This window comes from Methylobacterium sp. Leaf125 (genome assembly GCF_001423085.1).
Classification (GTDB): Bacteria; Pseudomonadota; Alphaproteobacteria; order Rhizobiales; family Beijerinckiaceae; genus Methylobacterium.
The window spans coordinates 127,630-152,498 of the sequence record NZ_LMNU01000023.1; the positions used below are offsets into that span (position 1 = coordinate 127,630).

Annotated in this window: 22 protein-coding genes; 15 read left to right on the plus strand and 7 right to left on the minus strand. The window is 71.5% G+C overall.

Going from position 1 to position 24,869, the window contains the following annotated elements; translation table 11 throughout:
* Nucleotides 1-49 precede the first annotated feature (49 nt).
* The 3 genes from ASF58_RS16935 to ASF58_RS16945 all read left to right on the plus strand — a co-directional run bounded on the left by ASF58_RS16935 (nucleotide 50) and on the right by ASF58_RS16945 (nucleotide 2,620).
* Complete coding sequence (locus ASF58_RS16935; protein WP_348271610.1) at nucleotides 50-772, plus strand: ABC transporter ATP-binding protein; 723 nt, start codon at nucleotides 50-52, stop codon at nucleotides 770-772.
* A gap of 68 nt (nucleotides 773-840) precedes the next feature.
* Nucleotides 841-1,923 (plus strand): MlaD family protein, encoded by a 1,083-nt coding sequence (locus ASF58_RS16940; protein ID WP_055954995.1) that lies wholly within the window; start codon nucleotides 841-843, stop codon nucleotides 1,921-1,923.
* Between the two features lie 103 nt (nucleotides 1,924-2,026).
* On the plus strand, nucleotides 2,027-2,620 hold the full coding sequence (locus ASF58_RS16945; RefSeq protein WP_103708649.1) for an ABC-type transport auxiliary lipoprotein family protein: 594 nt from the start codon (nucleotides 2,027-2,029) through the stop codon (nucleotides 2,618-2,620).
* Between the two features lie 31 nt (nucleotides 2,621-2,651).
* Here the strand turns inward: ASF58_RS16945 and ASF58_RS16950 are convergent, their stop codons facing one another.
* The 3 genes from ASF58_RS16950 to thiE all read right to left on the minus strand — a co-directional run bounded on the left by ASF58_RS16950 (nucleotide 2,652) and on the right by thiE (nucleotide 4,928).
* Nucleotides 2,652-3,281, minus strand: coding sequence for an XRE family transcriptional regulator (locus tag ASF58_RS16950; RefSeq protein ID WP_055955455.1), 630 nt, complete (start codon nucleotides 3,279-3,281; stop codon nucleotides 2,652-2,654).
* A gap of 86 nt (nucleotides 3,282-3,367) precedes the next feature.
* Nucleotides 3,368-4,174, minus strand: coding sequence for a bifunctional hydroxymethylpyrimidine kinase/phosphomethylpyrimidine kinase (gene thiD / locus ASF58_RS16955; protein WP_055955001.1), 807 nt, complete (start codon nucleotides 4,172-4,174; stop codon nucleotides 3,368-3,370).
* Nucleotides 4,175-4,217: 43 nt separating this feature from the next.
* Nucleotides 4,218-4,928, minus strand: coding sequence for a thiamine phosphate synthase (gene thiE, locus ASF58_RS16960; RefSeq protein WP_055955003.1), 711 nt, complete (start codon nucleotides 4,926-4,928; stop codon nucleotides 4,218-4,220).
* Between the two features lie 149 nt (nucleotides 4,929-5,077).
* Between thiE and ASF58_RS16965 the strand changes: the two genes are divergently transcribed.
* The 6 genes from ASF58_RS16965 to ASF58_RS16990 all read left to right on the plus strand — a co-directional run bounded on the left by ASF58_RS16965 (nucleotide 5,078) and on the right by ASF58_RS16990 (nucleotide 11,429).
* Nucleotides 5,078-5,641: a sugar O-acetyltransferase gene (locus ASF58_RS16965; RefSeq protein WP_055955006.1), complete on the plus strand. Its 564-nt coding sequence runs from the start codon at nucleotides 5,078-5,080 to the stop codon at nucleotides 5,639-5,641.
* Between the two features lie 199 nt (nucleotides 5,642-5,840).
* Nucleotides 5,841-6,839 carry a hypothetical protein gene (locus tag ASF58_RS16970; protein WP_055955009.1) on the plus strand — a complete coding sequence of 333 codons (999 nt, stop codon included), beginning with the start codon at nucleotides 5,841-5,843 and terminating at the stop codon, nucleotides 6,837-6,839.
* 295 nt (nucleotides 6,840-7,134) lie between these two features.
* Nucleotides 7,135-8,100 (plus strand): quinolinate synthase NadA, encoded by a 966-nt coding sequence (nadA, locus tag ASF58_RS16975; RefSeq protein WP_055955458.1) that lies wholly within the window; start codon nucleotides 7,135-7,137, stop codon nucleotides 8,098-8,100.
* The gene (locus ASF58_RS16980; protein ID WP_055955012.1) at nucleotides 8,097-9,641 is read left to right on the plus strand and encodes an L-aspartate oxidase; all 1,545 of its coding nucleotides are present in this window, start codon (nucleotides 8,097-8,099) and stop codon (nucleotides 9,639-9,641) included. The genes nadA and ASF58_RS16980 overlap by 4 nt, the downstream gene beginning before the upstream one ends.
* A gap of 68 nt (nucleotides 9,642-9,709) precedes the next feature.
* A complete protein-coding gene (nadC, locus tag ASF58_RS16985) occupies nucleotides 9,710-10,573 on the plus strand; it encodes a carboxylating nicotinate-nucleotide diphosphorylase (protein WP_055955014.1) in 864 nt (287 codons plus the stop codon).
* A gap of 190 nt (nucleotides 10,574-10,763) precedes the next feature.
* A complete protein-coding gene (locus ASF58_RS16990) occupies nucleotides 10,764-11,429 on the plus strand; it encodes a L,D-transpeptidase (RefSeq protein WP_055955017.1) in 666 nt (221 codons plus the stop codon).
* A gap of 185 nt (nucleotides 11,430-11,614) precedes the next feature.
* Here ASF58_RS16990 and ASF58_RS16995 read toward each other — a convergent pair whose 3' ends face one another.
* Nucleotides 11,615-11,893 carry a hypothetical protein gene (locus ASF58_RS16995; protein WP_082513139.1) on the minus strand — a complete coding sequence of 93 codons (279 nt, stop codon included), beginning with the start codon at nucleotides 11,891-11,893 and terminating at the stop codon, nucleotides 11,615-11,617.
* A 37-nt stretch (nucleotides 11,894-11,930) separates the two neighbouring features.
* Nucleotides 11,931-12,278, minus strand: coding sequence for a DUF6460 domain-containing protein (locus tag ASF58_RS17000; RefSeq protein ID WP_055955020.1), 348 nt, complete (start codon nucleotides 12,276-12,278; stop codon nucleotides 11,931-11,933).
* A gap of 310 nt (nucleotides 12,279-12,588) precedes the next feature.
* Here ASF58_RS17000 and ASF58_RS17005 point away from each other — a divergent pair, with 310 nt between their 5' ends.
* From ASF58_RS17005 to pdeM, 3 genes are read left to right on the plus strand one after another with little or no spacing between them, the layout of a single operon-like run.
* On the plus strand, nucleotides 12,589-13,551 hold the full coding sequence (locus ASF58_RS17005; RefSeq protein ID WP_055955022.1) for an alpha/beta hydrolase: 963 nt from the start codon (nucleotides 12,589-12,591) through the stop codon (nucleotides 13,549-13,551).
* The gene (locus ASF58_RS17010) at nucleotides 13,548-16,079 is read left to right on the plus strand and encodes a ligase-associated DNA damage response DEXH box helicase (RefSeq protein ID WP_055955025.1); all 2,532 of its coding nucleotides are present in this window, start codon (nucleotides 13,548-13,550) and stop codon (nucleotides 16,077-16,079) included. Before ASF58_RS17005 ends, ASF58_RS17010 begins: the two co-directional genes overlap by 4 nt.
* Before the next feature lie 43 nt (nucleotides 16,080-16,122).
* Complete coding sequence (gene pdeM, locus ASF58_RS17015) at nucleotides 16,123-16,836, plus strand: ligase-associated DNA damage response endonuclease PdeM (protein WP_055955027.1); 714 nt, start codon at nucleotides 16,123-16,125, stop codon at nucleotides 16,834-16,836.
* A gap of 26 nt (nucleotides 16,837-16,862) precedes the next feature.
* On the opposite strand, the gene ASF58_RS17020 is transcribed toward pdeM, so the two are convergent.
* Together ASF58_RS17020 and ASF58_RS17025 are read right to left on the minus strand one after the other, a co-directional pair.
* Nucleotides 16,863-17,300 carry a DUF3429 domain-containing protein gene (locus ASF58_RS17020; protein ID WP_055955031.1) on the minus strand — a complete coding sequence of 146 codons (438 nt, stop codon included), beginning with the start codon at nucleotides 17,298-17,300 and terminating at the stop codon, nucleotides 16,863-16,865.
* Nucleotides 17,301-17,468: 168 nt separating this feature from the next.
* On the minus strand, nucleotides 17,469-20,885 hold the full coding sequence (locus ASF58_RS17025; RefSeq protein ID WP_082513140.1) for a tetratricopeptide repeat protein: 3,417 nt from the start codon (nucleotides 20,883-20,885) through the stop codon (nucleotides 17,469-17,471).
* A gap of 283 nt (nucleotides 20,886-21,168) precedes the next feature.
* Between ASF58_RS17025 and ASF58_RS17030 the strand changes: the two genes are divergently transcribed.
* The 3 genes from ASF58_RS17030 (at nucleotide 21,169) to ASF58_RS17040 (ending at nucleotide 24,847) form a co-directional block, all read left to right on the plus strand.
* Nucleotides 21,169-22,956, plus strand: a complete 1,788-nt coding sequence (locus ASF58_RS17030; protein WP_055955036.1) for an acyl-CoA dehydrogenase C-terminal domain-containing protein — start codon at nucleotides 21,169-21,171, stop codon at nucleotides 22,954-22,956.
* 80 nt (nucleotides 22,957-23,036) lie between these two features.
* Nucleotides 23,037-24,245: an acetyl-CoA C-acetyltransferase gene (locus ASF58_RS17035; protein WP_055955039.1), complete on the plus strand. Its 1,209-nt coding sequence runs from the start codon at nucleotides 23,037-23,039 to the stop codon at nucleotides 24,243-24,245.
* A gap of 101 nt (nucleotides 24,246-24,346) precedes the next feature.
* The gene (locus ASF58_RS17040; protein WP_055955042.1) at nucleotides 24,347-24,847 is read left to right on the plus strand and encodes a hypothetical protein; all 501 of its coding nucleotides are present in this window, start codon (nucleotides 24,347-24,349) and stop codon (nucleotides 24,845-24,847) included.
* Nucleotides 24,848-24,869 lie beyond the last annotated feature (22 nt).

Here is a 24,869-nt window from a genome sequence, read left to right on the forward strand (position 1 = left end):
GATCATCCGCGTGCGCGATCTGGTGGTCGGCTTCGGCAGCAAGATCGTGATGAAGGGGTTGAACCTCGACATCCGGCGGGGCGAGATCCTGGGCTTCGTCGGCCCCTCCGGCCAGGGCAAGTCGGTCCTGACCCGGACGATCCTCGGCCTCGTGCCGAAGCGGGCCGGCACCATCGAGGTGTTCGGCGAGAACGTGGACGGCCTGACCGTGACCCGGCGCCGCCAGATCGAGCAGCGCTGGGGCGTGCTCTTCCAGCAGGGCGCGCTGTTCTCGGCGCTCACCGTCAAGCAGAACATCCAGATGCCGATGCGCGAGCATCTCAACCTGTCCGAGCGCCTCCTCGACGAGTTCGCCCGCCTGAAGATCGAGATGGTCGGCCTGAAGCCGGATGCCGCCGACAAGCTGCCCTCCGAACTGTCGGGCGGCATGATCAAGCGCGCGGCCCTCGCCCGCTCCCTCGCCCTCGATCCCGAGATCCTGTTCCTCGACGAGCCGACCTCGGGCCTCGACCCGATCGGCGCCGGGGAGTTCGACGAGCTCGTCGCGACCCTGAAGCAGACCCTGGGCCTGACCGTCTTCATGGTCACCCACGACCTCGACAGCCTCTACACCGCCTGCGACCGCATCGCGGCCCTGGGCGACGGCCAGATCATCGCGCAGGGCACGATCGCGGAGATGCTCGAGAGCGACCATCCCTGGCTGCGCTCCTACTTCCACGGCAAGCGCGGACGCGCGGTCGTCCCGTCAGGCACGCACCATGCGCCGGCCTGACGCCCGCCGCCTCCAGCTTGCCGCCGCGCACCGCCCGCGCCCCACCCCGTCAAGGTATTGCTGATCCGATGGAGACTCGTGCGAACTACGCGCTGATCGGTGCCTTCACCCTCGCGGTGCTGGTGGCGGCCTTCGGCTTCGTCTTCTGGCTCCAGGGCGGATCCCGGAGCCAGGTTCGGCAGGCCGTGCGCATCGTCTTCTCCGGCAGCGTCGGCGGGCTCGCCAAGGGCTCGACGGTGGCCTTCAACGGCATCAAGGTCGGCGAGGTCATGGATGTGCGCCTGCTGCCGCAGGACCCGCGCCGCGTCGTCGCCATCGTCGAGGTGGAGCGCACCACGCCCCTGCGCGCCGATACCCGCGCCCGCCTCGATTCGGCGATGCTCACCGGCGTCTCGACGATCTCCCTGTCGGGCGGCAATGCCGACGCCCCGGCCCTGACCCCGGGCTCGGGCGACCAGATGCCGACGATCTTCGCCGACAGCTCCGACATCCAGGACATGATGGCGGCGGCCAAGCAGATCGCCCAGCGCGCCGACGACGTGCTCCAGCGCCTCGACAAGGTGGTGGCCGGCAACGAGGGCGCGATCACCCGGACCCTGGCCAACGTGGAAGCCTTCTCCAAGACCCTCGCGGAGGCCGGACCGGCCGTGAGCGGCCTGGTGAAGGCGATCGACGGGCAGAAGCTCAACCGCGTCATCGACAATGCCGAGCGCTTCTCCGGGGCCCTCGCCGCCGGGAGCCCGGACATCGAGGGCGCCCTCAAGGACGCGCGCTCCCTGGCCGCCAAGCTCAACGCCTCCGCCGACCGCGTCGATGCCGTGCTGAAGGGGGCCGAGGGCTTCCTCGGCTCGGCCTCCGGCTCGGCCGGCACCAGCACCTTCACCGAGGTCCGCGAGGCGGCGATCTCCGTGCGCGATGCCGGGAAGGCCTTCCGGACCCTCTCCGAGAACCTCGACAAGCGCACCTCGAACATCGCCACCAGCTTCAACCGGCTGAGCGGCACCGGGCGGCGCGAGGTGGAGGCGCTCTCGACCGACGGCCAGCGCACGCTCAACACCCTGAACCGGACGGTGAAGAGCCTGGAGCGGGATCCCTCCCAGGTCATCTTCGGCGGCAAGCCTTCGTTGCCGGAATACAACGGTGGCCGCTGAAGCGACCGCCCTCCGGCCAAGCGTGCTGGGGCGCACGGCAACATTCCGGACTTGCGTTAGTTTACCGCCACGCTGTGCGTCAGTGCGGCGACGGGTTTCCGGAATGCGTATGACACTTCACCAGACGGCCCCTGCGCTCGTCGCGATGCTCCTTGCCGCCGGCCTCGGCGGCTGCGGCGGCGGCGCGGTGCCGCTCACCTTCGATCTCGCGGCGCTGCCCCCCACCGGGCGGACGGTCGGTGCGGCGCGGTCGTTCACCGTGGCCGAGCCCGTGGGCATCCAGCCCTTCGAGGCGGACCGCATCATCGTGCGCGAGCCGGGCGGGGCCCTGTCCTTCCTCGGTGGTGGCCAGTGGGCCGACCGCCTGCCGCGCCTGATCCAGACGCGGCTGATCCAGAGCCTGGAGAATTCCGGCCGCCTGAAATCGGTGAGCCGCCCCGGCGACAAGATCGTGTCCGACTACCAGCTCATCAGCGAGATCCGGGCCTTCGACATCGCGGCCGGCTCCGGCGAGGCCGTGGTCGACATCTCGGCCAAGATCATCACGGAGGGCACCGGCAAGGTGATCGCGGCGCGGATCTTCACCGCCCGCGTGCCGGTGCCGAAGGTCGATGCCGGCACCGCCGCGGTCGGCCTCGACGCCGCGCTGGCGCGGGTGCTGGGCGAGATGGTGGCCTGGGTGAATTCGGGCCGCTGAGGCGCGAGGGGGCCGGGCGCCCCCGCCGGCCTCACTCCATCACGGCCGCCTTCATGATGACGACCATGATGGCCTTGGCCGGCTCCGGCCCGATGCAGCGCACTGTGTGCGGCCGGTCGCAGCGGTAGCGCAGGGTCTCGCCGGCCCGGGCGCGCTGGACGGTGCCCGCGACCTCGACCTCGAGCAGGCCCGAGGTCACCGTCAGGGATTCCACCGAACCGCGCTGGTGCGGGTCGGAATCGAGCACGCCGCCCGGATCGGCGGTGAGGTCGTACCATTGCAGCCACTCGACGGTCTTGATCCAGCCGATGATGGCGAGGCGGATCTTGCCGTCGTCCGAGACCAGGATCGGCGTGTCGGCACGGGAGGTCTTCTCGATGAAGGGCTCCTCGTCGCTCGTCGCGAGCACGCGCTCGATCGAGACGTCGAGGGCCTGGCTCAGGCGCCAGATCGTGGCCAGGGTCGGGTTGGTCTCGTTGCGCTCGATCTGGCTGATGATCGACTTGGCCACCCCGGACTGCTCGGCCAGCTCCGACAGGGACAGGTTGTAGGCCTTGCGCAGGCGCTGGATCGTCTTGCCGAGCTGCCCGGAGAGCACCTGCGCCCCGGTGAGTATGTCCCGCTGCCGCCCGCGTTCGGGCGTCGTCAACTGGTCGTCCATCGGTTCCGACATCCGCGCGTCCGTTCCATTAACCGGACGCTTGTGCGTTACTTCAAACGCAAACGGCGGAGCGACGCAAGGCGCGGTCAGGCCCAGAGGGCATGGAAATGGTGCACCGGGCCATGGCCGTGCCCGACGGGAACGCCGTCCGCCCCCGCGATGGCGGCGGAGACGTAGCGCTTGGCCTGCGCTACCGCCTCGACCATCGGCAGGCCGCGGGCGAGGCCGGCCGCCACCGCCGAGGACAGGGTGCAGCCGGTGCCGTGGGTGTTGCGGGTGCGGATCCGCGGGGCGGCGAAGCGCCGGAGCGTGCCGTCGCCGCTCATCAGGTGATCGACGCTCTCGTCGCCGTCGCCGTGACCGCCCTTCACCAGGACGGCCCTGGCCCCGATGGCGAGGAGGCGGCGGCCCTGGGCCACGGCGGCGTTCTCGGTCGCGGCGGTGGGTTCGCCGATCAGGGTCGCGGTCTCCGGCAGGTTGGGGGTGACGAGGTCGGCGAGCGGCAGGAGGTGGCGGCGCAGGGCCTCCACGGCGGCCTCGGAGATCAGCCGGTCCCCGGAGGTCGCGACCATCACGGGGTCGAGCACGATCGGGATCCGGCCCGCGTGGCGGGCGAGGCCGGCCGCCACCGCCTCGATGGTGGCCACCTGCGACAGCATCCCGATCTTCACCGCCCCGACGGCGAGGTCCGAGAACACGCTGTCGATCTGCGCCGCCACGAAGTCGGCCGGCACGTCGTGGATGGCCTGGACGCCGCGGGTGTTCTGCGCGGTCAGGGCGGTGAGCACGCTGGCCCCGTAGACCCGCAGGGCCGCGAAGGTCTTCAGGTCGGCCTGGATGCCGGCCCCGCCGCTCGAGTCGGATCCCGCGATGGTGACGGCGATGAAGGTCATGGTGTCGGGGTCCTGGCTTGGAACATCCTGGCGTTCCTGAAGCTTAGGCCGCGACGCCCCGCGCGGCGAGGGCCGAATCGACCCGGAAGCGCAGGTCGCGGGCGCGGCCGGCCACCGATTCGCCGCCGAAGAGCGACGTGATCACCGCGATCCCGTCGGCCCCGGCCTCGATCACCGCCGCCGCGTTGCTCGCGTCGATGCCGGCGATCGCCCCGAGGGGGAAGGCGGCGCCGCGGGCGAGGCGCCCGCGGAAGACGATGCGGGCGAGGCCGTCGAGGCCCACCGGCGGGTCGGGGTTGTCCTTGCTGGTGGTGGCGAACACGCCGCCGATGCAGGCGTAATCCACCGGCAGGCGGTAGAGCTCGTCGGCCTGGGTCCCGGTCTTCAGGGTCAGGCCGATGAGCGCCTCGCGGCCGAGCAGGCGGCGGGCCTCGGCCGGGTGCAGGTCGCTCTGCCCGAGATGCACGCCCTCGACGCCGGCCGCGAGCGCGAGATCGACCCGGTCGTTGACCAGGAGCGGCACACCCGTACCCGCCAGCGCCGCGTGGATCGCCCGGATGCGGGCCAGGGCCGCCCGGGCATCCGGGATGGATTTCTCCCGGTACTGCAGCAGCGTGCACCCGCCCTGCACGGCCTCCGCCGCCCTCGCGGCGAGGCGGTTGCCGTCGGTGCCGGACACGCCGGTATCGAGGAGGCCGTAGAGCCGCAGGTCGACCGGCCGGCCCCGACCGATGGCTTCGTCCCGTCCGATCACGCTGCGTTTCCCCGGTTTCGTCGTTGGTTTCGCGTAGTGTAGGGCTGCACCGCCACGATCGGAAGGTCCGGCCCCGGCGGAGCGTTCCGACACGGCTCCGTGTACCACCCCCGAGCCCGACCCGCCCCAGACAGGGACACGCCCCGCGCATGGACTGCACGCAGAAGCAGAAGATGCTCGCCGGCGAGATCTACAATCCGGACGACCCGGAGCTCCACGCCGACAGCCACGCCTGCAAGGTCTGGATGCAGCGCTACAACGCGGCCCTGGCGGGGACGCCCGCGATCCGCCGCGAGCTCCTGCGCGAACGCCTCGCCGCGGTCGGCGAGGGCGCGGTGATCCGCCCGCCGTTCCACTGCGATTACGGGCTGCACATCAGCCTCGGCGCCCACGTCTTCCTGAATTTCGGCTGCGTCATCCTCGATTGCGCTCCGGTCAGCATCGGCGACCGCACGCAGATCGGGCCCGGCGTTCAGATCCTCACGCCGGACCATCCGCGCGAACCGGGTCCGCGGGAGGCTGGCCTCGAATTCGCCCGCCCGATCCGGATCGGCCGCAACGTCTGGATCGGCGGCGGCGCAATCCTGCTCCCCGGCATCACCGTGGGCGACCACGCCATCATCGGCGCCGGCAGCGTCGTCACCCGCGACGTTCCCGAGGGCGCCACGGTGGTGGGCAACCCCGCCCGCGCCCTGCCCCGCAGCCCGGCCTGAGGCGTCCGCCTGGATCCGAACTCGGACGAGTCCGGCCCGGCGCGATGCCGGCGTGGCCCGATCCCCGCTCGCGACCTCCGATCCGCGCTTGGGACGAATCCGCCGCGGCGGTTTTTCCACATTCATCACGCCGCCGCGATGTGCCATGAGCAGGGGCAGGCTGAGCGGACGAGACGGATAGCGGCGGGGATCGGGGCGCGTGACCACGGCGGAGGAGACCCAGCGGGATTCGGAGAGCGCGCTCTCCAATCCCTCCGCCGTCGGGCTCGTGGCCGTCATCATCGCGGCCACCGACGGCGAGCCGCGCGCCCTCACGGTCCAGGTCGGCGGTCAGGCCAGGGGCCGCTCGGACGGGCTCCCGGCGGGGCCCCTGGTGCCGGAGCACCCGACGCTGGAGCGCGGCCTGCGCGCCTGGGTCGAGCGCCAGACCCACCAGCGCCTGGGCTATGTCGAGCAGCTCTACACCTTCGGCGACCGCGACCGGCAGGGCGACGATGCCGGCGGCCTGCATTCCCTGTCGGTGGCTTACCTCGCCCTGGTGCGCGAGGTGCGCCCCGGCGGACTGGCGGAGGCCTCCTGGCGCAACTGGTACCGCTACCTGCCCTGGGAGGATTGGCGGGAGGGCCGGCCCGCATCGCTCGGCGAGATCGAGACCCAGCTCCTGGCCTGGGCCGAGCAGGCCCTCGACCCGAAGCTGCGCCGCCGGCGGGAGGACCGCCTCGGCCTGACCTTCGGGCTCTGCGGCGGTGCCTGGAACGAGGAGCGCGTGCTGGAGCGCTACGAGCTGCTGTTCGAGGCCGGGCTGATCCCCGAGGCGCAGGGCCAGTCCGGCGAGGTCCGCGAGGCGGACGTCGCGATCACGGGCCAGCCCATGGCCCTCGATCATCGCCGCGTGCTCGCCACGGCCATCGGCCGCCTGCGCGGCAAGATCAAGTACCGCCCGGTGGTGTTCGAGCTGATGCCCCCGACCTTCACGCTGTTCCAGCTCCAGCGCACGGTGGAGGCCCTGTCGGGCACCAACCTGCACAAGCAGAACTTCCGCCGCCTCGTGGCGCAGCAAGGCCTGGTGGAGGAAACCGACGACGTCACCAGCGGCGCCACCGGCCGGCCGGCCCGGCTCGTGCGCTTCCGGCGGGAGGTTCTGCTGGAGCGCCCGGCTCCGGGCTTCCGCCTGCGCCCGGCCCGCCGGCCCGCCTGATCCGGCGAACACCCCTTACGGACCCCGATGACATTCGCGGTGCAGCGTCATTTTCGCATCGCAAAAACGTTATGCTCAAACCCTGCATATCTGGACAAGGCGATCGGGGCCGCCTACGTTAGTCGGCACAATGCTCAATTTGAGCATAAGTGAGGACGCGTCAATGGCGGCGACCAGTCTCCCGATCGGCCCGGCTTCTCGAGGTCTTCCTGCAAGCCAAGGTCTTCCCGCAGGCCAAGGTCTTCCTGCAGGCCAGGGTCCTCACGCGGGCCAGGAGTTTCCCGCGGGCTTTCCCCTGCCCGAGATCTACGCGCGCGTCAGCCGTCACGTGCCGGCGATCGAGTGGCCGGCCCTGGCCGGGGACGTCGCCGCGATCCTCGCGCTGAAGAAGACGCGCAACGCCGTCATCCTGGCGCACAACTACCAGGCGCCGGAGATCTTCCACACAGTGGCGGACATCGTCGGGGACAGCCTGGCGCTGGCCCGCGAGGCCGTGACGGTGGATGCGGACGTCATCGTGCTCGCCGGCGTCCACTTCATGGCCGAGACCGCCAAGCTCCTGAACCCGGGCAAGACGGTGCTGATTCCCGACAGTCGCGCCGGCTGTTCCCTGGCCGATTCGATCACGGCGGCGGACGTGCGCGGCTTGCGGGCGAAGTACCCCGGCGTTCCGATCGTCACCTACGTCAACACCTCGGCGGCGGTGAAGGCGGAATCCGACCTGTGCTGCACGTCCGGCAACGCCGTCGAGGTGGTGCGCTCGCTGAACGCGCCGCGCGTGCTGATGATCCCGGACGAGTTCCTCGCCCAGAACGTCCAGGCGATGGTGCCGGAGGTGGAGATCCTGACCTGGGCGGGTCACTGCGAGGTGCACGAGCAGTTCACGCCCGCCGACATCCGCGAGGTGCGCGAGAGCTATCCGGGCGTCACCGTCATCACCCACCCGGAATGCCCGCCGGAGGTCGTCGCCGAGGCCGATTTCTCGGGCTCGACCGCGATGATGATGAACTTCGTCCTGGAAAAGCGGCCCAAGCAGGTGGTGCTCGTGACCGAGTGCTCCATGGGCGACAACATCGCGGCGGCCAATCCGGACATCGAGTTCATCAAGCCCTGCAACCTGTGCCCGCACATGAAGCGCATGAGCCTGAAGAACATCCGTCACGCCCTGGAGACCATGACCCAGGAGGTCACCGTGGAGCCCGAACTCGCCGAGCGCGCCCGGATGGCGGTGGAGCGCATGCTCGCGGTGCGGACGCGATGAACGCGCACGCCCCCTTCTCCTTCGCGCTTCCGGGTTCGGACCGGATCATCGTCATCGGTGCCGGCATCGCCGGCCTCGCCACGGCCCTGCGCCTCGCGCCGCGCCCCGTCACCCTGGTCACCGCCGCGCCCCTGGGGTTCGGCACCGCCACCGGCTGGGCGCAGGGCGGCATCGCCGCCGCCATGGGCAGCGACGACGCCCCAGCCCTGCACGCCGCCGACACCGTGGCAGCGGGCGCCGGCCTGACCGAGGCGGACGTCGCCCTGCGCGTCGCCGCGGCCGGCCCCGGCCTGATCGACTGGCTCGTCGGCCTCGCGGCCCCCTTCGACCGGGACGCCGCCGGCGCGCTCGCCCTCGGCCTCGAGGCGGCCCACTCGCGCCGCCGCATCGTCCGGGCCGGCGGGGATTCCACCGGCCGGATGGTGCTCGAAACCCTGGTCCGGGTGGTCGCGCGCACGCCCTCCGTCACGCTCCTCGTGGCCTCGGCCCGCGACCTGATGCGGGATGCCCGCGGTGCCGTGGCCGGCGTGGTCTGCGAGCGCGACGGCCTGCGCTTCCCCCTGCCCGGCCGGGCCGTCGTCCTGGCCACCGGCGGGGTCGGAGCGCTCTATGCCTCGACCACCAACCCGCGGGGCGCCACCGGGCGAGGCCTCGCCCTGGCGGCCCGGGCCGGCGCCGTGCTGCGCGACATGGAGTTCGTGCAGTTTCACCCCACCGCCATCGCCACCGGCGCGGACCCGATGCCGCTGGCCACCGAAGCCCTGCGCGGCGAGGGCGCGCGGCTGATCGACGAGACCGGCGCGCCCGTCATGGCCGGCATCGCCGGCGGCGATCTCGCCCCGCGGGACGTGGTGGCGCGGGGCATCTTCCAGGCGCAGGCGCGCGGCGCGCAGGTCTTCCTCGATTGCCGGGGCGATCTCGGTGTCCGCATGGCCACGCGGTTTCCCACCGTCGCCGGCCTCTGCGCCGCGGCCGGCATCGATCCGCGCGTCGCGGCGATCCCGGTCCGGCCCGCCGCGCATTACCACATGGGCGGCGTGAAGGTGGACGCGACCGGTGCGAGCACGGTGCCGGGCCTGTTCGCCTGCGGCGAGGTCGCCTCGACCGGGCTGCACGGCGCCAACCGGCTCGCCAGCAACTCGCTGCTCGAAGCGATGGCCTTCGCGCCGGCGATCGCCGAGGCCGCCGCCGCGGTGCCGGCCCCGGGCCAGGCCCGCGCCGAGGCCGCGACGCCCCGAAGCGAAGGGGATTACGAGGTCCTGCGCGCCGTGATGGAGCGGCAGGTGGGCGTGGTGCGCGAGGCCGACGGCCTGGCGGACGCCGTCCGTCACCTCGCCCCGGCGGCACGGGCCGGCTGCGACGCCGCCCTGACGAGCCTCTTGATCGCGGCCTCGGCCCTGTCGCGGCGGGAGAGCCGCGGCGCGCACTGGCGCAGCGATCATCCCGCTCAGGAGGCGCCGGTGCATACCGAGCTGGCGCTGTCCGACCTCTGGGCGATGGCCGAGGCGGTCGAGCCCGGCCAGGCCGTCGTCGCCGCCTGAGCCCTGCGAATCCGGACCGGCTTCAACACCGAGGCCGGCCCCGCGTCCTCCGTACCGGAAGCTGGACCATGTCCGACCCCTCAGAGCTGCCTCCCCTGCCCCGCCTGATGGTGGAGCCCATCGTCCGCGCGGCGCTGCTGGAAGATCTCGGCCGGGCCGGCGACATCACGACCGACGCCATCGTGCCGGCCAGCGCCCGCCTGGACGGCGTCATCGCCGCCCGCCAGGACGGGGTGATCTCCGGCGTCGATACGGCGGTGATCGCCTTCGGGCTGATCGACCCGAGCGTCGCCGTGACGGTGGAGCGCGGCGACGGCACGCGGGTGAAGCCGGGCGACGTGGTGATCCGCCTCGCCGGGCCGGCCCGGGCCATCCTCACCGCCGAGCGCGTCGCCCTCAATCTCCTGTGCCGCATGTCCGGCGTCGCCACCGCGACCGCCTCCCTCGTCGAGGCGGCCCGGCCCCACGGCAAGGCCCGCATCGTCTGCACCCGCAAGACCACCCCGGGCCTGCGCGCCCTGGAGAAGCACGCGGTGCGCGCCGGGGGCGGCTCGAACCACCGCTACGGCCTCGACGACGCCGTGCTGATCAAGGACAACCACGTCGCCGTGGCCGGCGGCATCGTCCCGGCGATCACGCGCGCCCGGGCCTATGCCGGCCACCTCGTGAAGATCGAGGTGGAGGTCGACACCCTGGCGCAGCTGGAGCAGGCGCTCTCGGTGAATGCCGACGCGGTGCTCCTCGATAACATGTCCCCGCAGCAGCTCGCCGAGGCCGTGGCGATGATCGACGGCAGGGCCATCGCGGAGGCCTCGGGCCGGATCAACCGCGAAACCGTGGGCGCCGTGGCCGCCTCCGGCGTCGACCTGATCTCGTGCGGCTGGATCACCCACAGCGCGCCGATCATCGACCTCGGCCTCGACGCGGTCTGAGGAACGCCCCACGGCCAAGGTGCCACGGTGTTGCCATGAAATCACGACGCCGCGGCAAGCGTCGCTGCGGTGCGAATTCGGCTTGGCTTTGAAGCGTGAGCGTTTACGTCTTGGGCACACTTCGCACCGTAACGTGCGTCAAGTTTTCCAAGCCGTTTCCACAGAATACGTTCGCCTTTGAGAGGCTCCGATGCGCCGTTTCGCCCCCGCCCTGACCGGGCTCGTCTGCGCGCTGGGCGCGTGGGCGTCGCCCGCCGCCGCCTACGAGATCGACCCGCTCACCCGTCAGCCGCTGGATAACGCCCTGGTGATCCGGGTGCGGCCACAGAACGAGCCCGTCGCGCTCCCGACCGCCAACGCCTCCCTGCCGGCCGTCGACCCGATGGCCCCGTCCTCGGCCGTGCCGCAGATGTCGGCGATCCAGCGCGAGGAAGTCGCCTACGCCGGCAGCTACGCCCCGGGCACCATCGTGGTCTCCACCGGCGAACGGCGCCTCTACTACGTGCTGGGCGACGGCAAGGCCCTGCGCTACGGCGTCGGCGTCGGCCGCCCGGGCTTCACCTGGGGTGGCGTGCAGACCATCACCATGAAGCGCGAGTGGCCCGATTGGCGTCCCCCGGCCGAGATGCTGCGCCGCCGTCCCGACCTGCCGCGCTTCATGAAGGGCGGCATCGAGAACCCGCTCGGCGCCCGCGCCATGTACCTCGGCAACTCGATCTACCGCATCCACGGCTCGAACGAGCCGGAGACGATCGGCACCGCCGTGTCCTCGGGCTGCATCCGCATGACCAACGACGACGTGGCCGATCTCTACACCCGCGCCAAGGTCGGCGCGAAGGTCATCGTCCAGCGCTGAGCCTTTCGGCACGAAGTGAAGAACGAAGAAGGGCCGGTGGAAACACCGGCCCTTCTTCGTTCTTGCCCGACGCAGACGCGTCGGCTCTCACTTCGACGATTGATGACGATCCCACCGCATGGCGGCATAGCCCATGACCACGACGGTCAAGGGCAAGACGATGTTGGCGAAGAGCCAGAGTCCGGTCACCTGATCCTCCCCAGAACCTGACGGGCCATCATGTGGAGCAGCGCCGCGGCCGTGAGCCAGGAGAATGCGCCGAGCGCGAACAGAAAGCCATGTCCACCAAAGACCACCTGTCCCAATCCATATAGGGCAGCGGCCGTCGGGCCCAAGACACCGACCGTGACGCAAGCGGTCGATGCCCTGTCCAGGGCGTTCGCCAGAAGTTTCGCGCGCTCGTTGGCGATCGCCGCCTGACGCTTCCCGCTATCCGAAGCCGGGATCGACGCTTCAGAGCCCATCCCCGCCTCCGCTCGGATCAGCCGCCCTTCGGACCCGCTACTTCGACACCGCGAAGAAGCGCGACAGGAGCCAGAGCGGCACCACCACGACCGCGCCGGCGAGGATCCAGCGGCCGAAATCGTGGAAGGTGGCGAGGCCGAGGTCGATCAGGGTCCGGACCGCGTCGTAGGCGTGCCAGAACAGCAGGCCGGGGGTGACGCCCAGGGTCGCCATCACGGCGCCCACCAGCACCGACAGGAACAACAGCTTCATGAAGACGGCGGCGGGCGAGCCGCCGAGGAAGCGCCGCAGGGCCGAGCGCCGGCCCTGCTCCGGGAACGGCGTGCCGGCATAGGGCTGGCCTCCGTAGGGCGGCGGGCGGCGCGGATCGTGGTCGAGCGTCATCGGGTCCTATCCCTTGGCCGTCATCCTGGCCGTGCGTCCCGCAGATTCTTGCGGCAGACTCTTCCGGCCGATTCTCGGGGCCGTGCCCTGGGGCCGTGCGGTGCCGCCTCTCAACCCGGGGAACCCGGCGGAACCGTGACGCGGGCGACACAGTTTGCACGAAACACGACACATGCGAGAGCGTAACGCGTTTTCGCAGGGAGGACGGATGGCACCGTCGCGTGCACGGTCCCATCTTAGGATGCGATCTGCGTCGTCCCCCATCGCTTCTCGCCCCGCAGACTGACCCGTCCATGAAACGAACCGCTCCATGATCGACCACGCCCTGTTCGATCCGGCGATGATCGATCCCGAGACCCAGCGCCTGAACGCCGAGATCGTGGTCGCGCATGCCGCGCTGACCGATCCGTGGGCGATCCCCATGACCGAGGTCCGGGCCCGCCGGCGCCAGGGCACGCAGGCCTCGCCGGCCATGCCGCGCAGCGCCCGGGCCGAGATCCTGACCATCGACGGGCCCGCCGGCCCCCTGCAGCTACGCGTCATCCGCCCCGATGCCCGCAAATGGACGAAGCTACGCGGCGCCTACCTGCACATCCATCGCGGTGGCTGGGTCTGGGGCTCGGCCGACGAGCAGGACCCCTGGCTGGAGCGCATCGCCGACATCTGCGGCTTCGTCTGCCTGTCGGTGGAATACCGCCTCGCCCCCGAGCATCCCTACCCGGCGGCCCTCGAGGATTGCGAGGCCGCCGCCCTCTGGCTCGCCGGTCCCGGCCGCGCCGAGTTCGGCATCTCCGCCCTCACCATCGGGGGCGAATCCGCCGGGGCGCAGCTCGCCGTGATGGTGCTCCTGCGGCTGCGCGACCGGCACGGCCTGCCCCGCGCCTTCCGGGGGGCCAACCTGAATGCCGGCTTCTTCGACCTCGGCCTCACCCCGAGCGTGCGCAACTGGGGCGACGAGCGCCTGGTGGTGAACACCCAGGACCTGACCAACTTCGCCAACGTCTACGTCCGTGAGGGCATCGACCGCCGCCGGCCCGACGTCTCCCCGGTCTATGCCGACCTGAAGGGCCTGCCGCCGGCGCTGTTCACCGTGGGCACCCACGATCCGCTCCTCGACGACACGCTCTACATGTCGGCCCGCTGGGCGGCCGCCGGCAATGGCGGGCACACGGCGATCTATCCGGGCGGCTGCCACATCTTCGTGCGCTATCCCGGGGCGATGACCGAGCGGGCGCTGGAGCTGATCGACCGCTTCCTGATGGCCCTGGCCTGAGCAAGCGCGCGGCCGCATCCCCGCTGCCGGAGCGCTTCGCCGCGTGGTTCGCCGCGCGGGGCTGGGCGCCCCGGCCCCACCAGCTCGACCTCCTCGACATCGTCGGGCGCGGCCGCTCGGCCCTCCTCGTGGCGCCGACGGGCGCGGGCAAGACCCTGGCGGGCTTCCTGCCGAGCCTGACGGCCCTGGCGGCGCGGCCGGCCTCGGCGAAGCCGCGGGGCCTGCACACGCTCTACGTCTCGCCGCTCAAGGCGCTGGCCGTCGACATCGCCCGCAACCTCGACGCACCCATCGCCGAGATGGGCCTGGCCGTCCGCGTCGAGACCCGCACCGGCGACACGCCCTCGCACAAGCGCACCCGGCAGATCGCGCGACCGCCCGACATCCTGCTGACCACGCCGGAGCAGCTCGCCCTGCTCATCGCCCACCGCGAGGCGGCGGACCTGTTCGCCGGCCTGTCCTGCGTCGTCCTCGACGAGCTGCACGCCCTCGTCACCTCGAAGCGCGGCGACCTGCTGTCCCTCGCGCTCGCGCGCCTGCACCGCCTCAGTCCCGGGCTCACGGCGATCGGCCTCTCCGCCACCGTGCGCGAGCCGGACGAGTTGCGGCGATACCTGGTGCCGCAGCGCATCCCCTCGCCCCCCGAAGAGGCGGAGGGCGGCCCGGCCATGGCCGAGCTCGTGGTGGTGAAGGGCGGCGCCGCGCCGGACCTCCACATGCTGGAGACCGGCCTCACCCTGCCGCTGGCCGGGCATACCGCGTGGCAGGCGATGCCGGCGATCTACGACCTGATCGGGCAGCACCGGACCGTGCTGGTGTTCGTGAACACCCGGCTCCAGGCCGAGTACACCTTTCAGGAACTCTGGCGCATCAACGACGCCAACTATCCCATCGCCCTGCATCACGGCTCGCTCGACGCCACCCAGCGCCGACGGGTCGAGGCCGCCATGGCGGCGGGCCAGCTTCGGGCAATCGTCTGCACCGCCACCCTCGACCTCGGCATCGACTGGGGCGACGTCGACCTCGTGGTCAATATCGGCGCTCCCAAGGGGGCGAGTCGGATCATGCAGCGCATCGGGCGCGCCAACCACCGCATGGACGAGCCGTCGAAGGCCTATCTCGTGCCGGCCAACCGGTTCGAGATGCTCGAGTGCCAAGCGGCCCTCGACGCCGTGGAGGCCGCCGCGCAGGACACGCCCGACGCCCGCCTCGGCGCCCCCGACGTCCTGGCCCAGCACGTCCTTGGCATGGCCTGCGCCGACGCCTTCGACGCGGTGCAGCTCTACGAGGAGATCGTCTCGGCCGCCCCCTACGCCACCCTGTCCTGGGAGGATTTCGAGGCGGTGGTCGATTACGTCGCCACCGGCGGCTACGCCCTGCGGGCCTACGAGCGCTTCGCCAAGATCCTGCGCGGGCCGGACGGCCTCTGGCGGGTGCGCGATGCCCGCATCGCCCAGCAATACCGGATGAACGTCGGCACCATCGTCGAATCCGCCAAGGTGAAGGTCAGGCTCGCCCGCGGCGTACGCGGCAAGCCGGGCGCGATCCTGCCCAAGGGCGGCCGGGTGCTGGGCGAGATCGAGGAGGATTTCGCCGACACCCTGACCCCGGGCGACACCTTCCTGTTCGCCGGCGAGGTCCTGCGCTTCGAGGGCCTGTCGGAGGACGAGGCCCTGGCAACCCGTGCGGGGCCGGGCACCGACCCGGCGATCCCGTCCTACGCGGGTGCGAAGTTCCCGATCTCGACCTTCCTGGCCGCCCGGGTCCGCGCCCTGATCGCCGATCCGTTCGAGTGGGACCGGCTGCCCCGCCAGGTCTCGGACTACCTCCTGCAGCAGCGGACCCGCTCGGTCCTGCCCGGTCCCACGGGACTGCTGGTGGAGACTTTCCCCCGTGCCCTACGCTACTACCTGACCGCCTTCCCCTTCGAGGGGCGACTGGCGCACCAGACCCTCGGCATGCTGCTCACCCGCCGGCTGGAACGGGCGCGGATGCGGCCCCTGGGCTTTGCCGCCAACGATTACGGCATCGCCATCTGGCTCAACCGCGATGTCGGCGAACAGATCGGTCGGGAGCCGGACTTCCTCGAAGCCCTGTTCGCCGAGGACATGCTCGGGGACGACCTCGAGGCCTGGCTCGATGAATCCGCCATGATGAAGCGCACCTTCCGGCAATGCGCCGTGATCGCCGGGCTGATCGAGCGGCGTTATCCGGGCCAGGCCAAGACCGGCCGGCAGGTCACCATCTCCACCGATCTGGTCTACGACGTGCTGCGCAAGCACCAGCCGGACCACCTGCTGCTCAGGGCGGCGCGGCAGGATGCGGCAACCGGACTCCTCGACGTGAAGCGCCTCGGTATGATGTTGAGGCGCATCCAGGGGCGAATCATCCACAAGGCACTCGATCGCGTCTCGCCGCTCTCCGTCTCCGTCATGCTCGAGATCGGGCGTGAACGGGTCTACGGCGAGGGCGCAGACGAGATTCTGGCGGAAGCCGAGGCACAGCTGCTCGAAGAAGCGCTGGCCTGAACGCGTGGTGAAACGCCCTGCCCCGAACGCAGAGGATGCGGTTTTGGCGCTCGGCCAGAGACTTGAGAAGACCATCCGGGCCCCCGGCCTGACCCTCGCCGGCGAAGCCCTCGCCCTCGACCTCTGCGGCGGCCTCTGGCTCGCGCAGCACCGCACCCTGGTGGTGTCCGATCTCCACCTGGAGAAGGGCTCGGCCTTCGCCGCCCGGTCCGGGCAGTTCCTGCCGCCCTACGACACCCGCGAGACCCTGGCCTGCCTGCACGAGGTGATCGTGCGCCTCGACCCGGCCTGCGTCGTCGCGCTGGGCGATTCCTTCCACGATTCCCGGGGGCCGGAGCGCATGGAGCCGGGCGACCGCGCCATGGTGGCGGCCCTTCAGGAGGGCCGCGACTGGGTCTGGATCGCCGGCAACCACGACCATGCGGTCAGCGAGGGCGTCGGCGGCCGCTACGCCGAGACGCTGACGGTGGGCGCCCTGACCCTGCGGCACGAGCCGACCGTCGATGCCCCGGAGGGCGAGGTCTCGGGCCACCTGCATCCCTGCGGCAAGGTCGCGATGCGCGGGCGTGCCGTGCGGCGACGCTGCTTCGTCACCGACGGGCGCCGCCTGATCATGCCGGCCTTCGGTGCCTATGCGGGCGGCCTCAACGTCCGCAACGCCGCCTTCGAGCCGCTGTTTCCGGCCGGCTTCACGGCGCACCTCCTCGGTGACGGCCGGGTCTTCGCCATCGGCAAGGCGATGCTGAGCAAGGACTGAGGCGCGCGGGTCTCAGGAACCGGGGCTCACGCCGCGATGAGCAGCGAGGCCCCGGCGACGCCCGACAGGGCCAGGCGCAGACGGCCGAGCCAGAGCGGGACGAGGCCGCGGCGCGGCAGGTCCTGGTCGACGAGGCCCCAGGCGAGCACGAGAATGCCGAGGATGCGCAGGTCCCAGGGCATCGGCGCGGCGAGGGCCGCCCAGGCGATCAGCGACGGCAGGATCGCGATGGCGTAATCCGCGCCGCCCGAGTTGCGCGCGGCTGCCGCGCCCCAGCGGATGCCGCCCAGGAACGACGCGATCACGGCACCGTAAGTCGAGAGCATCAGGCGGGGACTGAGGCCGATGGTGCCGAGGCCGCCATCGGAGCCGCTATAGGCGAGCAGGGCGAAGCCCAGGAACGGAATCAGCCCGGCGATCCCCAGGATCAGGGCGGCCGGTGGAACCGTCGTCACGCGCGCCATCGGCTCTCCACTTGTCCGGGTTGCCTGACGGCGGCAACCTGCGCTTCGGAATGGGTCACCCGGCCACTATGGTCCGGGGATCACCGCTTCGACAACGCCGGGAACCGAGGTTCGGCGCACAGCGGAACGGCGTCAGAAGCCCGCATCCCCCGTGCCCCGCGCTACCGCTCAGATCCGCCGGGCCGGCGGAACGTTGCCGGAGGGCGGCGCCGCACCGAGCAGGCTCATCGTGTTCTCGGTGGGCAACGGGGCCGGAATCTCGTTGGCCGCCGGCTCCGGGACCTTGGGCTTGAAGGCCGTCACCTGGGCGCGCGCGGCGCTCAGGGCTTTCGCGTCGAGCTTCGAGGCCACGTCGTCGCGCTTCTTGGCGGCGTCCTCGTCGCCCTGCGCGGCGGCGGCCGAGAACCACAGGAGGGACTGTCCGAGATCCTGCTGCACGCCCATCCCCCGGGCGTAGAGCACCGCGAGGTTGTACTGGCTGTCACGCACGCCGAATTCGGCCGCGCGCTTGAACCAGAGGGAGGCGGTGGCGAAGTCGGGCTTGCCGCCGGCCGCCGGGTTCTCGGCGTAGATCACCGCGAGGTTGTGCATCGCGCGGGCATTGCCGAGTTCGGCGGCGCGGCCGTACCAGAGTTTCGCCTGCGCCAGGTCGCGGGTCACGCCGACGCCCTTCTCGTACAGGCTTCCGAGCTTGTACTGCGCCGGCGCGAAGCCGCTGGCCGCGATCTGCTCGAACACCTTCACGGCGAGGGCCGGGTCGCGCGTCATGCCACGGCCTTCGGCCGCCCGCATGCCCAGGTCGTAGGCGGCGGCGCCGTCGCCGGCGAGGGCAGCCTGGCGCAGCTTCACCAGGTTCGGCGGCACGGCCGCGAGGTCCGCGGTGAGGCCGGCCATCGTCGCCACGTGCGGCACCGGGGACCGGGCAGCCACGGCGGGCGCCGCGCCCTTGGCGGGCGCGCTCTCGGCGAGACTCTGTGTCGTCTGCGGATCGGACACCGTGGGCGTCCCGCCCTTCGCATCCTGCGCTTTCGCGTCCTGAGCCTTCGAATCCTGGGTCTTCGAATCCTGCTGCTTGGCGGACGCCTCGGCCGTGAGGCCGGCCTCCGGCGTTGCGGCCCCGGCGGGCGCCGCGAGCGACGCGACCGGCTCGGTCCCCGATGCGGCGATGTCCGGGGTCCGGCGCGCCGTCACGGCCTGGAGGGCGCCGAGCAGGAGCACCACCGCGGCGAGGCCGAGGAGGAGCGGCTTGCGGCGGCGGTCGATGCCCTCGCGGAAGCGGGCGAGGCGACCGTCGCGGCGGGCGGCGTCGGACCCGTTGCGGGCTCCGTCGCCCTCCTGTGCCTCGGCCTGCCCGGCAGCCTCCGCCTGCGCGGCCTGCGCGGCACGGCGGGCGGCGGCGATGAAGCTGGTCTTGATGTCGCTGTCGGCCGCACCCGCGGCCTCGCTCGGCTCGATCCGGCTCGCCGGGCGCTCGCGGCTCGGGCGTCCGGCGCCCGGCTCCAGCGGGAGATCGGGGCCCGAGACCAGGGGGCGTTCGATCCGGACGGCGTCGGGCCGGCGCGACGGGGCACCACCGGTGGCCTGCTCGGCCCCCGGCTCACGGACGGACTCCTTGGTCATGTCCCGCGACGCCAGATCCCGCGCCAGCATCTCCCGGGCCAGGATATCCTTCGCGGACATGTCGCGCGGGCTGCGGGCGCTGCCCAGGAGGGCGGCGTCGGTGTCCGCGGTGCCGATCCGGCCGACCAGGCGCTCCAGGGCGGCGTAGACCCCGGTCAGCGTCGATTGCATCCGCTGCTCGGAGGCGACCTGGTGCGCGCGCAGATCCGCGAGGCTGGCCCGCAGCAGGGCGACTTCGCCGGTCTCCGCGGCCGCCCCCATGGTCTCCGCGACCGCGTTGCGGGCGGCGCGCTCGACGGCCGCCTCCATCGGCGCCTCGGCCCGCAGGGCCGAGACCTGATCGAGGAGGTCGGTCATGGTGCGCTCGAGTCCGGCCAGAGCCGGATCGGCGTCGCGGGTGTCGATGCGCTCGGCCAGCGCCAGGACCTGCTGCTCCAGGCCGTCGAGGCCCTCGTCGCGCGGGCCTTCGCCCGTGCCGATGCGATCGAGCTTGACGGTCAGCTCGTGCAGCATGCCGTGGATCGAGGCGAGGTTCTCGTCGGGCAAGGCCGGCCGGCGCAGGGTCGCGCCGATGTCTTCGAGGCGTCCGATCAGGTCGCCGACGGGATTGATGCTGACCCGGTCGACCTTCTCCGACAGGGCATCGATCCGGTGCAGGATGACGTCCGAATCCTGGTGAGCGGCCATCGGCCCCGCGCCGCGCAGGGCATCGAGCTTGGCGCCCATCTCCTGGATCTGCTCGCCGATACCGGCATCCGCGCTGGAGCGCAGGCCGATCCGGATCTCCTCCAGCAGGGGGCGGAGCTCCGCCATGCTGGCGGTCTCCCCGGGCATGCCGGCCTGGAGCTGCGAGATCTGGGTGCTGATGGCCTGGAGGCCGTTGGCGAGGCTCTGGATCCGCTCGGGTCCGGCGAGAGCGCCGATCAGGCGGCGGATCTCGTCGAGCTCCCGGAACAGCCCGGCCACCACATCCTGATCGGCGATGCCGGAGGACGCGCCCTGGAGCGTCCCGTTCATCTTGGCGGCGAGGCGCTCGACATCGGCGGCGACGCGGGCGTGAACGTTGTCGGCGACGTCCTCGGCCAAGCGCTCGACCTGCGCCCGGATCGCCTCGATGGGGGCCGCGATCGCGGCGAGGTCGCCGGGTGCCCTCGCCTTCTCGACACCGTCCGCGAGGGTCTGCATCGCCTTCTCCAGCGCGCCGACGTCGCGGCCGCTGGCGAGGCTGCCGATCGATTCGCGCAGCCGGACCGTCTCGCTCTGGAGCTCGGCGATGACGGGGGCGGCCAGGACCGGGTCCGCGTTCGGGGCCGGGGCGGCGTCGAGGACCAGTGCGGCGTCGAGGACCGGGGCGGTGGCCTGCACGGGCGCAGCGTGAGCGCCGGCCAGCTCGCGCTGGCGCTGGCGGATCTCTGTGACCGCGTCGCGGATCTCGGTGACGACCGGCCGACCGCGGCGGCCCAGGGGACGGGGCGCGGCCAGTTGCTCGCCGATCTCCGTCATCCGACGCTCGATATCCGCGAGGCGCTGCGCCATCTCGGAGGGCGGCGGGCTGGCGGCCTCGGCCTGCGGGGCGAAGGGCGCCGACGGCACGGGCCCGGACGCGGCAGGCGCGGACGCGGTGGGCGCCTCCGCGCCGATGCGCTGGTCGATGCCGTCCAGGCGACGCATCATCTCGGTGAGGGCCGCGTTCTTGCCGGTCGGCCCGGTGGGCCCGGCGCTCGCCGAAGGACGCACATCGACCGGTGCCGGTGCGGCGGCGCCCGTGGGCGTCCCGGTCGCTGCGACCGGCGCCGGCTGCACGCCGCGTGGTTCAGGGGCAGGCTTGTCCGCGAGCGTCTGAGGATCGACGATGGAGGCGATCCAGGTCTCGACCGGAATCCCGGCGCGGCGGGCGACATCCCGCGCCGCTTCGAGAACGTCGGGATCGAAGCCTTCGAGGTCGAGCGTCGCGTTGCGTGTCATCGTCAAACCTGACCCGGCGAAGTCCATGGTTCGATCCGCGAGCGCTCCCCGGCCACGCCAAAGCGAGGGAGGGGTTAACGGCAGATCCGTCCTCCCCGACATTTGGTAGTCTTGGTAAACAGTCGGTTAAGGCCTGGCCGATTGGTGGCAAATGACCGAGTCTCCCCCCACCCCGCGGGACCCCCTTTCGCCCGCCGCAAAATAGTTTATATGTGAACCATCAGGTGCGCCGGCGGCCGGAAGTCCGTCCAGGAACGCAGCCGTTTCCGGGAGATGATGCGCGATGCCAAGCTACAAGGCACCGGTCGAGGACGTCCTGTTCCTGCTGAACGACGTGCTCGGGTTCCACCGCTACGACAACCTGCGCGGCTTCTCGGACGCCGCCCCCGACGTGATGGAGGCGGTGCTCAACGAGGGTGCCAAGCTCGCGGAGACGGTGCTCGCGCCGCTCAATTCCATCGGCGACCGCGAGGGCTGCACCCGCCATCCCGACGGCAGCGTCACGACCCCGAAGGGCTTCAAGGCCGCCTACGACGCCTATGCCGGCGGCGGCTGGATGGGCCTGTCGATGCCGGAGGAATATGGCGGGCAGGCCCTGCCGCACACCCTCAACACCGCGATCCAGGAATTCGCCTCCGGGGCCAACCTCGCGCTCGGCATGTATCCCGGCCTGACCCAGGGCGCGATGGCGGCCCTCCTGGTGCACGGCTCCGAGGCGCAGAAGGCGCTCTACCTGCCGAAGATGGTGGAAGGCGCCTGGACCGGCACCATGAACCTGACCGAGCCCCATTGCGGCACGGATCTCGGCCTCCTCAAGACCAAGGCGGTGCCCAACGGCGACGGCTCCTACAGCCTGACCGGCACCAAGATCTTCATCTCGGCCGGCGAGCACGACCTCGCCGAGAACATCATCCACCTCGTCATCGCCCGCATCGAGGGTGCGCCGGCCGGCACCAAGGGCATCTCGCTCTTCGTTGTGCCGAAGTTCCTCGTGAATGACGACGGCTCGCTCGGCGCGCGCAACCCCGTCTCCTGCGGCTCCCTCGAGCACAAGATGGGCATCCACGGCAATTCGACCTGCGTCATGAACTACGACGGGGCCCAGGGCTGGCTCGTCGGCCAGGAGAATCGCGGCCTCAACGCGATGTTCGTGATGATGAACGAGGCCCGGCTCGCGGTCGGCGTCCAGGGTCTGGGACAGTCCGAGGTCGCCTATCAGAACGCCGTCGCCTACGCGAAGGACCGGCTCCAGGGCCGCGCCCTCACCGGCGCCCAGGCGCCCGAGAAGGCCGCGGACCCGATCATCGTCCATCCCGACGTGCGCCGGACCCTGATGGGCATCCGCGCCTTCAACGAGGCCGCCCGCGCCCTCGTGCTCTGGACCGCGCTCCAGGCCGATATCGGCCACCGCTCCGACGACGCGAGCGAACGGCAGAGTGCCGAGGACCACATGGGCCTGATGACCCCGGTGGTGAAGGGCGTGCTGACCGACCGGGGCTTCGCCAACGCGGTCGAGGCCCAGCAGATGTTCGGCGGCCACGGCTACATCGAGGAATGGGGCATGTCGCAGTTCGTGCGCGATGCCCGCATCGCGATGATCTACGAGGGCGCCAACGGCATCCAGGCCATGGACCTGATCGGGCGCAAGCTGCCCAAGGATGGCGGCCGGGCGATGATGAGCTTCCTCGGCGAGGTGCAGACCTTCATCAAGGACCACGGCGAGGACGAGGCGATGAAGCCCTTCGTCGCCCCCCTCCAGCTCGGCCTGAACGACCTGCAGGGCGCCACCATGTGGTTCATGCAGAACGCCTTCACGAAGCCCGACAACGCGGGCGCCGGCGCCACCGACTACATGCACCTGCTCGGCCTCGTGGCCATGGGCTACATGTGGGCGCGCATCGCCAAGGCCGCCCTGGCCCGCCAGGCCGAAGCCGCGTCGGAGGCGATGGCCGCCAAGCTGGTGGTGGGCCGCTTCTACATGGAGCGCCTCCTGCCCGAGACCGCGACCCGGCTGGTCCGGATCAAGGCCGGCGCCGAGACGACGATGGCGCTCAGCCCCGAGGCGTTTTAGACCATCGCGACCGTTGCGCCCCGCCCCTCCCGCGGCGGGGTGATGCCCGCGCCGCCAGGGTCAAGAGAACGAGGACACGCATGCCCGAGGCCTTCATCTACGACCATGTCCGCACCCCGCGGGGCCGCGGCAAGCCCGATGGCTCGCTGCACGAGGTGACCGCCCTGCGCCTCGCCGAGGTGGCCCTCCGCGCCCTCAAGGAGCGCAACGACCTCGACACGCGCCGCGTCGACGACGTGGTGCTCGGCTGCGTCGATCCGGTGGGCGAGGCCGGCGGCGACATCGCCCGTGCCGCGGCCCTGGTGGCCGATTACGGCACGCACGTGCCGGGCGTCCAGATCAACCGCTTCTGCGCCTCGGGCCTCGACGCGGTGAACTTCGCCGCCGCGCAGGTGATGGCCGGACAGCACGACCTGACGGTGGGCGGCGGCGTCGAGTCCATGAGCCGCGTCGGCCTCGGTGCCTCGGGCGGCGCCTGGCCGGTGGATCCCGCCATCGCGATCAAGTCGTACTTCATGCCCCAGGGCGTCTCGGCCGACCTCATCGCCTCGAAATACGGCTTCAGCCGCGACGATTGCGACGCCTACGCGGTCGAGTCGCAGAAGCGCTCGGCCGCCTCCTGGGCCGAGGGCCGCTTCGCCAACGCGGTCGTGCCGGTGCGCGACATCAACGGCATCACGCTCCTGGCCAGCGACGAGCACATGCGGCCATCCACGGACATGCAGTCCCTCGGCCAGCTCAAGGCCTCCTTCGTCCAGATGGGCCAGATGGGCGGCTTCGACGCCGTGGCGATCGACGCCCACCCGGACGTCGAGACCGTCAACCACGTCCACCACGCGGGCAACTCGTCGGGCATCGTCGACGGCGCCGCCGCGGTGCTGATCGGCTCGGCCGAGGCCGGCAACGCCGCGGGCCTCAAGCCCCGCGCCCGCATCCGCGCCTTCGCCAATATCGGCTCGGACCCGGCCCTCATGCTCACCGGCCCGGTGGACGTGACGAAGAAGGTCCTGGCGCGGGCCGGCATGAGCCTGTCGGACATCGACCTGTTCGAGGTCAACGAAGCCTTCGCCGCGGTGGTGCTGCGCTTCCAGCAGGCCTTCGACGTGGACCCGGCCAAGATCAACGTCTGCGGCGGCGCCATCGCCATGGGCCATCCCCTCGGCGCGACGGGCGCGATGATCCTCGGCACGGTGCTCGACGAGTTGGAGCGCACCGGCAAGGAGCGCGCCCTGGTGACCCTGTGCATCGGCGCCGGCATGGGCACCGCCACCATCATCGAGCGGGTGTGAGCCTGCGCCGCCTCCCAAACCCCGCGCAAGTGGGGTAGAGGGCGGCGCCCGCCGCCGCCCGGCGCCGGGCGCACAACAAGAACCTCTGAGGACACGCCACGATGACGCGCCTGCTCGCCACCCTCTGCCTGACCACGGCCCTCTGCCTGCCGATGGCCGCCCGCGCCGACGATGCCGCCGAGCGCATCGCCGTCGCCAAGGACCTGGTGCAGAAGACCACGATCAAGAACCTGGAGGTCGGCTTCACGGGTGCCCTCGAGAAGACCGTGGCGCCGATGAAGGAAGACAAGGCCGAGGCCGTGCGCAAGGAAATCCGCGCCGAGTTCGACAAGCAGCGCGAGACGATGCTCGACGGCCTGTCGAAGGCCTATGCCGAGAAGTTCAGCCTCGACGAGCTGAAGCACCTCAGCGAAATCTACGGCGACAAGACGTACCAGAAGTTCCAGGCGGTCAATGCCGACCCGGCCTCGACCGTCTCCACGATCTCGCAAGCGTCGGTGACCAAGCTCCTGAACATGCTGGCGATCGCCTCGGCCGGGGATTCCGTGGCCAACGGGGCGCCCGGGGCGCCCGGTGCGCCGATGCCGATGCCGGCACGCTGAGGCGGACCGGCGGGGAACCCGA